This is a genomic window from Streptococcus sanguinis SK49 (assembly GCF_000212815.1).
Lineage (GTDB): Bacteria > Bacillota > Bacilli > Lactobacillales > Streptococcaceae > Streptococcus > Streptococcus sanguinis_C.
This window is the reverse complement of sequence record NZ_GL890985.1, coordinates 333,830-346,021: the sequence shown is the minus strand read 5'-3', so window position 1 is coordinate 346,021 and position 12,192 is coordinate 333,830. Positions and strand designations below refer to the sequence as shown.

10 protein-coding genes are annotated in these 12,192 nt (G+C 46.1%); 4 read left to right on the top strand and 6 right to left on the bottom strand.

Annotated elements, in window-relative coordinates; all coding sequences use genetic code 11:
* Positions 1–13: 13 nt before the first annotated feature.
* From HMPREF9380_RS09150 to HMPREF9380_RS09165, 4 genes are all read right to left on the bottom strand, one after another.
* A complete protein-coding gene (locus tag HMPREF9380_RS09150) occupies positions 14–409 on the bottom strand; it encodes a CopY/TcrY family copper transport repressor (protein WP_002903780.1) in 396 nt (131 codons plus the stop codon).
* Between the two features lie 143 nt (positions 410–552).
* On the bottom strand, positions 553–1,185 hold the full coding sequence (locus tag HMPREF9380_RS09155) for an SGNH/GDSL hydrolase family protein (protein WP_002932062.1): 633 nt from the start codon (positions 1,183–1,185) through the stop codon (positions 553–555).
* On the bottom strand, positions 1,185–2,042 hold the full coding sequence (locus tag HMPREF9380_RS09160) for a Cof-type HAD-IIB family hydrolase (RefSeq protein WP_002932061.1): 858 nt from the start codon (positions 2,040–2,042) through the stop codon (positions 1,185–1,187). Before HMPREF9380_RS09160 ends, HMPREF9380_RS09155 begins: the two co-directional genes overlap by 1 nt.
* Positions 2,020–3,714 (bottom strand): MutS-related protein, encoded by a 1,695-nt coding sequence (locus tag HMPREF9380_RS09165; protein ID WP_002932060.1) that lies wholly within the window; start codon positions 3,712–3,714, stop codon positions 2,020–2,022. Before HMPREF9380_RS09165 ends, HMPREF9380_RS09160 begins: the two co-directional genes overlap by 23 nt.
* A 180-nt stretch (positions 3,715–3,894) precedes the next feature.
* On the opposite strand from HMPREF9380_RS09165, the gene HMPREF9380_RS09170 reads away from it, so the two are divergent.
* From HMPREF9380_RS09170 to HMPREF9380_RS09180, 3 genes are all read left to right on the top strand, one after another.
* Positions 3,895–4,536: a GntR family transcriptional regulator gene (locus tag HMPREF9380_RS09170; RefSeq protein WP_002896558.1), complete on the top strand. Its 642-nt coding sequence runs from the start codon at positions 3,895–3,897 to the stop codon at positions 4,534–4,536.
* 248 nt (positions 4,537–4,784) lie between these two features.
* The gene (locus tag HMPREF9380_RS09175; protein WP_002898349.1) at positions 4,785–5,975 is read left to right on the top strand and encodes a quaternary amine ABC transporter ATP-binding protein; all 1,191 of its coding nucleotides are present in this window, start codon (positions 4,785–4,787) and stop codon (positions 5,973–5,975) included.
* Between the two features lie 14 nt (positions 5,976–5,989).
* Positions 5,990–7,714, top strand: coding sequence for an ABC transporter permease/substrate binding protein (locus HMPREF9380_RS09180; protein ID WP_002932057.1), 1,725 nt, complete (start codon positions 5,990–5,992; stop codon positions 7,712–7,714).
* A gap of 77 nt (positions 7,715–7,791) precedes the next feature.
* Here the strand turns inward: HMPREF9380_RS09180 and HMPREF9380_RS09185 are convergent, their stop codons facing one another.
* On the bottom strand, positions 7,792–9,237 hold the full coding sequence (locus HMPREF9380_RS09185) for a glycoside hydrolase family 1 protein (RefSeq protein ID WP_002932055.1): 1,446 nt from the start codon (positions 9,235–9,237) through the stop codon (positions 7,792–7,794).
* A gap of 105 nt (positions 9,238–9,342) precedes the next feature.
* Here HMPREF9380_RS09185 and HMPREF9380_RS09190 point away from each other — a divergent pair, with 105 nt between their 5' ends.
* Positions 9,343–10,215 carry an AraC family transcriptional regulator gene (locus HMPREF9380_RS09190; protein WP_002932053.1) on the top strand — a complete coding sequence of 291 codons (873 nt, stop codon included), beginning with the start codon at positions 9,343–9,345 and terminating at the stop codon, positions 10,213–10,215.
* A 537-nt stretch (positions 10,216–10,752) separates the two neighbouring features.
* On the opposite strand, the gene HMPREF9380_RS09200 is transcribed toward HMPREF9380_RS09190, so the two are convergent.
* Positions 10,753–12,135, bottom strand: coding sequence for a CapA family protein (locus tag HMPREF9380_RS09200; RefSeq protein ID WP_002932049.1), 1,383 nt, complete (start codon positions 12,133–12,135; stop codon positions 10,753–10,755).
* Positions 12,136–12,192 lie beyond the last annotated feature (57 nt).

The window sequence follows — 12,192 nt, the reverse complement described above, 5'->3', positions numbered from 1 at the left end:
TTCCTTCTTTCTATTACATACAATTGCAAGGGACTGTTTCGACAGCCTCTGCTTTCTTTTCTTCCAGGACCTGCTGCAGCTGATTAAGATCTGCAAGCGTAAAGTCACTCTCCTGAATCAAGTTTTCAAGCACCTGGACAATCCTTTTGGAGCAAACCTTGTCTTTCACATCCTCAACGACCAAGTCTAAACTCTGGTCCTGCGTCAACAAAGCCGAGTAAACAAAGGCTTTGCCTGATTTTTCTCTAGTCAAACATCCTTTCTCCACCAAGCGGGTCAAGAGAGTCTTGACCGTCGACTTCGACCAGTCAAAGCGCTCGGACAAGACGGCGATCAAATCCGTGCTGGTCTGCTTGCCTTCCATCCAGATAATCTTCATGATGCGCCATTCCGCATTGGAAATTTGCATGAGCTCTCCTTTCTAAATCTACATTTGTAAATCTTATAATCCTATTTTACCTCTAAGATTTACATTTGTCAACCAAAAGTTTTAAAAAAATCTTCCTTTGAAGATTTGTCTGGTTGGGCTTTTTTCGCTCCCTATTTTTATCTCTATAACGTCTCCTGCAAAGCCTTGGACAGGGCTGCATAGCCAGCAATGGTCAGATGGAGGCCGTCAGTTGTGTAGTCCGGGCGTAGCTGGCCTTCCTCGTCCAGAAAAGCATCGTAGAGATCGATAAACTGGACATTCATATAGGCGCTGGCCAGCTGGCGATAGGCCTGATTAAGAGCCTGAATTTTTTCATTGCTGCGGACATAGACCGTGCTCTTGTAAGCTGGAGCTTCATTGACCGGCAGGACCGACAGCAACTGGATCTGAGCCAGCGGATAGTCACGGGAAATCTCCTGAATAGCAGCTTCTAAATTGGCCAGCGTTTCTGTCTGAGGCGTCTCCTTGCCAATGTCATTGGTACCTATCAGGATAAAGACCTTATCCAGAGCCTGCCCAAAGAGATGGGCATCCAGGTTTTCCAAAAGCAAATCAGTCTTATAGCCCCGAATACCGCGGTTGACCATTCTTTTATCTGTCTGCAGGAGCTCACAGAGAGGGTAGTATTCCACGATGGAGTCTCCGATAAAGATGATGTCTGGCTCCTTGACGGAGACTTGATTGAGTTCTCTGTAGTTTTGCTGCATTTTTGCCTGCTCCTTGAGAAGCCATTCTTCTAGTAATTGTACTGCCATTATCCTTTTCCCTCTTCTAAGTATTGCTCAATCACCTGTAGAACCCCAGCTTCTGTGTTGGCCGGCGCTAGGTAATCTGCCACCCCTTTGACCCGCTCATCGCCATTTTCCATGGCGTAAGAAATACCTGCTAATTCAAGCATTTCCATATCGTTTTCACTATCGCCAAAAGCCATGATTTCCGAGCTTTGAATCTGCCACTTAGCCATCAGCTGCTGCAAGCCCCAGGCCTTATGCATCCCATCTTGGAGGATGTCAATCGCTCCATAACCACTGGCAACAGCGCTCAATCGGCCTGCAAAATGCTGATTAATCAGACGAGCATGCTCTGCTGCTGCAGCCTCTTCTACCATCATACTCATTTTCAAGACCTTGTCAAAAGGATAATCCTGAAGACTAGGAACAAAATTCATACGCTTATAGAAAAGCTGGGCCATTTCCTTAGTCATAACCTTTTCAATCAAGGGAAACTCTGTCCCCTCCTGGACAAATCCGCCTCTTTCGGAGGTCACAACCAGCTGAAGCTCCCTTTCACGCCCAGCAAAGTAAGCCAGCGCATCCCTAATCAATCCAGGTTCCCAGAAGCTACTCATGCTTAGCTGGTTCTTTTCAAAAATCCGGGCTCCGTTGGCGACTACCAAGGTCATTCGTTCTACCAAATCTCCCAATAGCAGACGCATTCGTAGAATTTCATTACCAGTAGCCACCACAAAGCGAATGTCTCTCTTCTCCAGCTCCTCTAAAATAGTAGCCAGACGCGGCAAATCCAGCTGGCCCTGTCCGTCTAGCAAGGTTCCATCCATGTCTGTCGCTATCATCTTTACAGTCATCTTTTTATCCATTCCTATCTTTGTCATCCAATTTGGACTGTCCCTTTCCCAGCAAGCTCCAGTTGCCGCTGGCTTCGTAGGCGGTGATTATCTCCCTGGCTGTATCCGTGATCTCTTCTGGATAGTTCAGGCTCTCTAGTGTATTAACCGCATTCTTGGTCAAAGCGCTGCCTTGCTTAATCTTATAGTCAAAGACAATCTCTCCTGCTATATATTGACTGTCAAAGTGATATTGAGCATTGAGCTGACCAGAGGCTTCTACCAACTCCACATCATGGCTCGAAATCATGTAAAGACAGGGCTTCTGGGCTAGCCAATCAATGATTGCTACTCCTGCACCAATCCGCTCAACAGTATTGGTTCCCTTAAAAAGCTCATCGATGAAAAAGTAGTGCAAGCCCTCTTCTTCCAAGGAATCTATCATGCGCTCAATAGCCCTGCTCTCGGCGATAAAGTAACTATCCCCAGAGCCGATGTCGTCGGTCACATCCATTGAACTCAAAACATGACCATGCTGCAAGGTCAAGCTCTCGGCGCAAGCAAAGCCTAACCCCTGAGCCAAGATAGCATTGATAGCTGCTACTCTCAGGTAAGTCGATTTTCCAGAAGCATTATCGCCACTAATCATCATATTCTTAGAAAAGTCCAAATCATTGCTGACAGGTCGCTCTAAGAGTGGGTGATAGAGGCCCTTGCCTTTCATCCCAGCTGAGCTTGTAAAGCTAGGTTTAGCATAAATTGGCAGGCTTTCCTTGTAGTTAAGTACAGCAATCGCTGCCTCTAAGCGACCTAGAATCTCCAGCACTTGCCTAGCCTGTTGATTGGCCTTTACCAGGCGATTGGAGATATAGGCCTGAGCTAACTGAGGTATGAGCAAGACGGAGTTGATATAGAGATAGAAAATCTCCAGCTCAGAGGCACCCGACTGCGGCCGAAAGACTTCTCCAAAAAGCCGTGTTCGGCTAAAAGAAGCCACCGCTTCTTTCAGAGCAGCTTGCTGGGGCAAGGGCAGGCGGGCAATCTTTTCACCAATATAGAAGATCCGTACCAGATAGCCCATGCTGTCCAACTTCATCTCGAGAGACCAGCGCGTGGCCATGGAGTAAACGATATTAAAGGCCATGCTGATGATGGGAACTATATATCCCAGACTAGGATTGACAAAATAGAGTAAAGGGGAAAGTAGCGGAATTGCAGCCAAAAGCAGGTTAAAACTTCCCCTGTGATTAGCCTGAGCTGGTTTATAGATTAGTTTCTTGGCTTGATTGTGGTTTTTCTTGCCAATCTCAGAAAAAAGCAACTGCAGCTGAATGCGCACCTCTGGATGTTGGGCTAAATATGCCTGCAAATCATCAAATTCCTGATCTGCCTCGAAATGCAACAGGCGGAGTTTGCTGTAAAGGTACTCTGAACCTAGACTGGATTGGGATGCTGTATCAATATCCTGAAAAACATCAAAAAAGTCCAAATCTCCCCAAGTCTGGTCGTCCACCAGACTATCATAGGTTCCAGCTTCTTCGTCTAACAAAAAGGACTCATATAGACTGGACTCACTGTCTGGCCGGCAATCCACCCGCTCACGACTTCCCCAAGCAGCAGCTAAACGCTTCTTAAAGCGAATCTTTCTCCGAATAGCGAAGACTATGACAAGCACTAGCACCGCCAAAAAGCCCAGTAATACCACGATAAATTGCGACATAAATGCCCTCACCCTTTCCAGAAGACCTCTGACTTTTAGACATATTATACTACTTAAAAAAGTAAAAATAAAGGCAAGAAGAGGCGGTTAAGACGGTCGATTTTACAAAGGGCACTTTTCAATCTTCCAGTTTTATATTATAATCATAGCTATATTCCTGTCATAAAATTGGAGGTCCTCATGAGCAAAAAAGAAGTCGCATTCCCACGCTACCAGCAGATTGCCGTCGCCATTGCCGAGCGAATTGTTGATGGCAAATATCCCATCGGCAGCAAAATCTATGCCCGATCTACCCTAGCCAGCAACTTCAATGTCTCCCCTGAAACAGCCCGCAAGGCTATCAATGTGCTGGTAGATCTGGAAATCATGGAAGTCCGTCACGGTAGTGGAGCCTTCATCTCCTCCAAGGAAAAAGCCCAGCAGTTTCTCGAGACCTATAAAGATGTCAACTCTCTGCAGGACCTCAAAAGCAAGCTCCACCAGAGCATCCAACGCCAAGAGGAAGAATTTGCCAACTTTTCCCAGCTGCTCAATCAGCTTCTCAGCCGGACCAAAGATGTCCAGCAGCGCTTCCCTTTCAATCCCTACGAGCTGCAGCTCTCAGCAGACGCTATCAACCTAGGAAAATCCATCAATGAGCTCAATATCTGGCACTCGACTGGCGCTACCATTGTCGCAGTCCAGCAGGGAGACCAACTCCTAATCTCGCCTGGTCCTTATACCAAGCTAGAAGCCGGCAATACCATCTACTTTGTTGGCAACGAATTATCAGTCGGTTTGATGCATAATTTATTTTTTAATGAAATTGAAACAAACAAGTGAAACAGCACTTGTTTTTTCTTTGTCAAAAAAACAGAATAGACAAGCGAATCCGCTGTCTGACAAGGTTTTTATGACTTTCAGAAATATTCCAAAAATCCCCACTCCCTTTTTTATAATAGCCGAAAAATGCCGGTCTGACGGTCTTTTGGGTTTGACAAAGTGACCACACGATGTTATACTGTGATGGTCTTTTAAGTGACAACTTATCAAAATAAACATGTAGTCACTTGTACAAAAGGAGAAATACGTTGAATAAACTAGAAGTAAAACATTTGACTAAAATTTTCGGCAAAAGGCAAAAGCAGGCACTGGAAATGGTGCAGCAAGCCAAAAGCAAAACGGAAATTTTAGAAAAAACCGGTGCTACTGTCGGAGTTTACGATGTAAACTTTGAGGTTCAGACCGGAGAAATTTTTGTCATCATGGGACTGTCCGGTAGTGGGAAGTCTACCCTTATCCGCCTGCTCAACCGATTGATTGACCCAACATCAGGCGACATTTACATCGACGGCCAAGATGTAGCCAAGATGAACGAAGAGGAGCTGCGTGACGTTCGCCGCCACAAGCTCAATATGGTCTTCCAGAACTTCGGCCTCTTCCCTCATCGGACCATTCTGGAAAATACTGAGTTCGGTCTGGAAGTCCGAGGTGTTGATAAGGAGGAGCGCACGCGCCTAGCTGAACAAGCTCTGGACAATGCTGGTCTCCTGTCCTTCAAGGATCAATACCCCGATCAGCTCTCCGGTGGGATGCAGCAGCGGGTCGGTCTGGCTCGAGCTTTGGCCAATAATCCTGATATTCTGCTCATGGACGAGGCCTTCTCAGCTCTAGATCCCCTTATCCGCCGCGAAATGCAGGATGAACTGCTGGATCTGCAGGCAGAGCATGAGCGTACCATTATCTTTATCACCCACGATCTCAATGAGGCCCTGCGTATCGGTGACCGTATTGCTATTATGGCTGACGGTCAGATTATGCAGATTGGCACCGGTGAGGAAATCCTGACCAATCCAGCCAACGACTTCGTTCGAGAGTTCGTTGAGGATGTGGATCGCTCCAAGGTCTTGACTGCCCAGAATATCATGACAACGCCACTGACTACCAACATTGACATTGACGGACCAACCGTGGCTCTTAATCGGATGAAAAAAGAAGAGGTCAGTATGCTGCTGGCTGTGGATAGGAAGCGACATCTCAAGGGTAGTCTAACTGCCGAAGCCGCTCGCGATGCCCGTAAGCAACATCAAGCACTGGCTGAAGTGATTGATAAGAACGTCCGCAAGGTCACTCAGGAAACCCTGATTACTGATATTTTCCCGCTGATTTACGATTCACCAGCGCCTCTGGCCGTTGTAGATGATAAGGACAAATTAGTCGGCGTTATTATTAAAGGTCGAGTCATCGAAGCTTTGGCCAATACTACTGAATCTGAAGAATAAGGGAGGTTCGCATTTTGAATATTTTACAACAGCCAATCCCCGTTTCTCAATGGGTTGAGGCCTTTACTAACTGGGTAACTGATGCCTTCTCCGGGCTTTTCTCGGTCCTTCAGGCTATCGGAAATGCCATCATGAATGGAATGACAGACACCCTGCTCTTCATTCCGCCCCTGCTCTTTATCGCAGTCATCACTATTTTTACCTATTTGATTTCCAAGCGTAAGCTGGGGCTGCCCCTGCTCACCCTCCTAGGCCTGCTCTTTGTTTACAACCAAGGCCTCTGGGAAAATCTCATGAACACTGTGACCTTGGTCATCGTCTCCAGTGCCATTTCCATTATCATCGGTATTCCACTGGGGATTTGGATGGCTAAGAGCAACCGCGTCGAAGCAGTTATCAAGCCCTTGCTGGACTTTATGCAGACCATGCCGGCCTTTGTCTACCTGATACCGGCCGTGGCCTTCTTCGGTATCGGTATGGTGCCTGGGGTCTTTGCCTCTGTCATCTTTGCCCTGCCACCGACTGTCCGCTTTACCAATCTAGCCATTCGTCAGATTCCGACCGAGCTGATTGAAGCGTCAGACTCCTTCGGGGGCACTGGCAAGCAGAAGCTCTTCAAAGTTGAGCTGCCTCTGGCTAAAAATACCATCCTAGCTGGGGTCAATCAGACCATCATGTTAGCTCTGTCTATGGTCGTTACTGCCTCTATGATTGGGGCGCCAGGACTGGGCCGCGGCGTTCTCTCAGCCCTGCAGCATGCCGACATCGGTTCCGGCTTTGTCAATGGGGTATCTCTGGTTATCCTGGCCATTATCATTGACCGCCTGACCCAGAAGCTCAACCAGCCTCTGGCTAAAAAATCACCTGTCACTGCCAAGGAAAAACGCAAGAAGATTATGCTCTGGTCTGCTCTGGCCGCTGTCATCCTGACAGCCTTTGTCGGAAATCAAGTGACCAAGCTCCAGCAAAGCAAAAAAGAAAAGGTCAATCTTGCCTATGTTGAATGGGACTCCGAAGTTGCCTCAACAAATGTCGTAGCGGAAGCCCTCAAGGAAATGGGCTACGATGTCACCATTACACCGCTAGACAATGCCGTTATGTGGAAGTCCGTTGCTAATGGCGAAGCCGATGCCATGGTTTCTGCCTGGTTGCCGACTACCCATGCTGCTCTCTATAAAGAGTACAAGGACAAGTTAGTGGACTTGGGACCAAACCTTGAGGGCGTTAAGACAGGGCTAGTCGTACCAAGCTATATGGATGCTGACTCTATCGAAGACCTATCAGACCAAGCCAAGAAAACCATCACAGGTATCGAGCCCGGCGCTGGTATCATGACCGCGACTGAGAAGACTATGCAAGAATACAGTAATCTCAGTGGCTGGAATCTTTCTTCTTCCTCAACAGGAGCCATGACCACTGCTCTGGATCAAGCTATTAAGAATAAAGAAGATATCATCGTAACCGGCTGGTCACCTCACTGGATGTTCTCCAAATACGACCTCAAATACCTCAAGGATCCTAAGGGAACTATGGGTGGCAAGGAAGCTATCCACACTATGACTCGAAAAAATCTAGACAAGGACTTACCAGAAGTCAACAAGGTCCTAGATAACTTCAACTGGACCCAAAAGGACATGGAAGAAGTCATGCTTAAGATTAACGAAGGCAGCTCACCAGAAGCAGCCGCCAAAGAGTGGATCAAAAACCACCAAAAAGAAGTCGAAAGCTGGAAGAAATAAAAAGTATAGAAAAAAGGGATGAATCAAAAGATTCATCCTTTATTTTATAAGGAGCCATTCTATTTTGTTTAAGTCATTCAATCCTGATAGAGACTGTCTCCATTCGTCGCAATGACTTCTTTGTACCAATCAAAAGATTTTTTCTTGTAGCGGGCTAGAGTTCCGCTACCGTCATCGTTGCGGTCAACGTAGATAAAGCCGTAGCGCTTGCTGAGTTCTGCCGTGCTGGCTGAGACTAGATCAATACAGCCCCAAGTCGTGTAACCTAGCAGTTCTACGCCATCTTCCAGCGCTTCTCCTACCTGCTGTAAATGCTGTTTGAGATAATCAATGCGGTAGTCATCTTCAACCGTTGGGCCAGTTGGACCATCCACCAAGACATCCTTGGCACCGAGACCATTTTCCACGATGAAGAGAGGGAGCTGATAGCGATCATAAAAGCTATTTAGCACCAAGCGCAGGCCGACTGGGTCAATCTGCCAGCCCCATTCTGAGCTAGCCAGATGAGGATTTAGGATGCCACCTAAAAGATTGCCTCGACCGGAAGAATAATTTTCCGGATCATGGGCCGCAACCACACTCATGTAGTAGGAGAAGGAAATGAAGTCTACAGTATTTTCAGGCAAAAGCTCTTTGTCGCCCGGCGCAAACTGAATCTCAATCCCATTCTCCTTGAAGAAACGATTGATATAGGCTGGATATTTTCCACGCGCATGGATATCAGAGAAGAGGTAGTTTTGATTTTCAAATTCCCGAGCCGCCAGCACATCTTCTGGCTTGGGCGTCATAGGATAGGCAGGCATAGCCAGGACCATACAACCAATCTTAAAATCAGGATTGATCTCATGACCGATTTTCGTTGCTAAGGCAGACGCCACCAGCTCATGATGGACTGCTTGATAGAGGTCCTGCTTGGATAACTCTTCAGCTGGTGTGGCAATACCGCCGCTCATAAAGGGCGCATGGAGAACAGAGTTGATTTCATTAAAAGTCAGCCAATACTTGACCTTATCCTTGTAGCGAGTAAAAACCGTGCGGACATAGCGCTCGTAGAAGCCAATCAAATCGCGGTTGGCCCAGCCATTGTACTGACGCGCTAAATGCAGGGGCGTTTCATAGTGAGACAGGGTAATCAGCGGCTCAATGCCATATTTGGCCAGCTCGTCAAAGAGATTGTCGTAGAATTGCAGACCAGCTTCATTGGGCTCTAGCTCGTCCCCATTTGGGAAAATCCGAGACCAGGCAATGGAAGTTCGGTAGACCTTGAAGCCCATCTCTGCAAAGAGGGCAATATCCTCCTTATAACGATGATAGAAATCAATCCCTTCCAGCTTGAGATTATCTGCTGTCGGCTCCTCAGTAATCAAAGGATTGCGATCACCTGGCGTAGCTGGCACACCGCCTTTTGGAGTCACATCCTGAACAGACAGGCCTTTTCCATCCAGATTATAGGCGCCTTCATACTGGTTGGCTGCAGTTGCACCACCCCAGAGGAAATTCTGCGGAAATTTACCCATTTGCATTTTCTCGCTTTCGTTTTTTTTATATTTATATTATAATAGTTGTCAAACATATTTTCTAACACAATTATCTTAATAAATTGTACTATTCTATGAAAGAGTGTCCCCATGATTGATTTAGGCCAACTACATAAAAATACCGTTTTTAAAAACCAAGGAACCCCTTATTCTCTGACCCGCACCATCACTGAAAATGGTCATCCAGATATTCTTTTCCACTGGCATACCGATGTTGAAATGATTTATGTCCATGAAGGAAAAGCACAATTTCATATTGACGACGACTACTTTAACAGTGAAAAAGGTGATATTATCCTGATTCGCCCCAATGCCCTGCACTCCATCCACCCCATCAACGACGAGCGCCATTATATGGACGCTATTAATTTCCATCTGGATCTGATGGGCTACTCTGCCATGGATCAGGCCAGCATCAACTATCTGCAGCCCCTCTACAATGGTCAGCTGGACTTGACTCATGTGATCAAGCCCAATGATACAGCCTATGCGGAGATTCGCCAGTGCCTCTTAGCAGCTATGGAAACAGGCTATTTCCGCAAATCTCACTACGAATTTCAGCTCAAAGCCCAGCTCAACCAGCTCTTCTACCTGCTCTTTGAGAACGGCTATGTCATTTCCAAAGACCTGTCACCAGAAGGCTATCGCAAGGAAGAAAAGATTCGCTCCATCATTGACTACATCAATGCCCATTACCAAGAAGACCTGAATATTGACCAATTGGCTGGCATCTGTGGCTACAGCTCCACCCATTTCATGAACTTCTTCAAGAAGCATCTGGGCGTTTCCTGCATTGAGTACCTGATTCAATTCCGCCTTCGCAAGGCAGCCGAACTCCTGCAGCACTCCAATCTCTCTGTACTGGAAATCTCCAGCCAGGCTGGCTTTAATAACCTGTCCAACTTCAACCGCCAGTTCAAAAAATACTACCAAATGACACCCAGTCAATATCGGAAGAAATAAAGCGCTAAAATAGAAAATAAAAAACGAATACCTGCTAAGCTAAATGAACTTTGAGGTGTTCGTTTTTTATGTTAATTTCACCAGAAAGATAGAAATAATAATATGTTTTTACATATAAGTCAGCTAAGACCTAAGTGTTTCGATTGTTATCCTTACGACCTCATCGTTTCTAAACTAGCAAGTTCAGCAGAAGATTGAAGAGCCCCAGCCAAAAGATAGCTAGCAGCAAATAGCGTCCCTGCTTTTCCTTGAAGAGATTTCTTCTCAGAAACAGGCAGAAAACCAGCAATACCAGGGAGCACACCAGCAACAAAAACAAGATAAACATGGGTATAAAATACAAAAGCAGCCTCAAACCAAAATACATTTCATTTTCTTTCCAATAAAATAAGTCAAAATAATAGACGAGCTCGAAAGCGGTCAGTTTCATTCATTAACAGCTCTATAATCCTTTTTAATTATAACAAAGTCCTCAATTTTAAAACAGCAAAAACCAGATTGGCAAATCCAATCTGGCTAAACTCATATTCAAGCAATTTATTGCCCCGTCCAATTCAGTCCAACATGAGAATTCATTTCCTGATAGGCGGTATCAATCCGTGCTCTGGTTTCTTGGTTCAGTTTGTCTCGATACTTGCCGCCTTCGATAAAGTCATCCAAAATCCAGGTTTGGTAAGTGTATAAAGGAAAACCGTCTTCTGAGGAAGTGCCTTTTTCAACTCGACTGACCCAGCTCGGATGAGCCTGGGCACTTTTTATCTGTGTGCCCTTTGGTGTCTTTTCAATGGTAACATCCATCAGCACTCCGCGCTCGGTCCAATGAGCATTTTCAATCTCCTCCATGGTTTCGATGCGCTGATTGGAAATGAAATTCCCCATAGAATACATGATCAGCTTCTTCTGGCCATCTTTCTCTAAAATCTCAGCTGGCTGAACCACATGCGGATGCCCTCCAAAGACAATATCTGCTCCCCAGTCAACCATCTTATGGTAGAGGGTCATCTGCTCCTCTGTCGGCTCCAGCTGGTACTCTATCCCCATCTGAGGCATGACGACTGTGATGTCAGCTTCCTTTTCTGCCCGCTCAATCTCGGCCCGCATCTTTTCTTCATCCAGATCGGACAGGCGATCATCATAGTCTTCCTGACTGAGAAGCCCCTCCATTCCATTGTAGCCATAGGAGTAAGCCAGCAGTGCAATCTTAATGCCTTTAACTTCCTTTATCAAGAGGGGGGCCTGACTGCGGATTTCGTGCGGATAAATACCGATGGGAGTGATTCCCTCTTTTTCAAAAGCCTGAGCTGTAGTAAAAACTCCCTCCAGACCAGAGTCTAAAATGTGATTATGAGCCAGGTCCATCACTTGATAGCCAGCATCCTTGATTGCTGGAACTACGGCTTCTGGAGCATTAAAGAGCGGATAGCCATTCAAGGGATAGTCCGGCCGAATCGTGCCTTCAAAGTCCCCTAAGACCAAATCTCCCTGCCGAAGCCATTCCTTAGCATAGTGGAAATTCTCAGAAAAATCATAAGTGCCGTCTTCTTTCTGAGCACTCAGATAAAGACCATCATGATAAAGCAAATCCCCAGTGGCCATGATACGAACCATCTGATTCTGAGAGGAATCTGACTGCTGCTCTTTCTTACTAGGAGACAGAAAAGTAAAATCCTGCACATGCTCTGACAGCAGAATTAAGCCAGCTGACAGCCCTACTACGGTCAAAAGCACTCCGACAAACTGGCGATTGCTAAGCTGTTTTTGAAAGATTTTGGGACGAGGAAGCGGCAACTTCTTAATCCAATCCCGCCAAGCTTGGTAGGCATCTGTCAGGAGAGTATGCTCCGCAGCAAAATTAGATATCTTTTTCCAAAGTTCCTGAAAAAAAGTCTGAATCTTCTCCCAAAGAATTTTTTTATCCATCACATCTCTCCGCTTTTTCTTGCTTGATAATAGTGCATTAACATTTACTATATTGTA

What these genes read in the sequence shown, in the direction of transcription:
- HMPREF9380_RS09155 (WP_002932062.1), bottom strand. Translation starts at nt 1,185, where the DNA reads ATGGCAGTACAATTACTAGAAGAATGGCTTCTCAAGGAGCAGGCAAAA.
- HMPREF9380_RS09190 (WP_002932053.1), top strand. Translation starts at nt 9,343, where the DNA reads ATGATTGATTTAGGCCAACTACATAAAAATACCGTTTTTAAAAACCAA.
- HMPREF9380_RS09165 (WP_002932060.1), bottom strand. Translation starts at nt 3,714, where the DNA reads ATGTCGCAATTTATCGTGGTATTACTGGGCTTTTTGGCGGTGCTAGTG.
- HMPREF9380_RS09170 (WP_002896558.1), top strand. Translation starts at nt 3,895, where the DNA reads ATGAGCAAAAAAGAAGTCGCATTCCCACGCTACCAGCAGATTGCCGTC.
- HMPREF9380_RS09200 (WP_002932049.1), bottom strand. Translation starts at nt 12,135, where the DNA reads ATGGATAAAAAAATTCTTTGGGAGAAGATTCAGACTTTTTTTCAGGAA.
- HMPREF9380_RS09185 (WP_002932055.1), bottom strand. Translation starts at nt 9,237, where the DNA reads ATGCAAATGGGTAAATTTCCGCAGAATTTCCTCTGGGGTGGTGCAACT.
- HMPREF9380_RS09160 (WP_002932061.1), bottom strand. Translation starts at nt 2,042, where the DNA reads ATGACAAAGATAGGAATGGATAAAAAGATGACTGTAAAGATGATAGCG.
- HMPREF9380_RS09150 (WP_002903780.1), bottom strand. Translation starts at nt 409, where the DNA reads ATGCAAATTTCCAATGCGGAATGGCGCATCATGAAGATTATCTGGATG.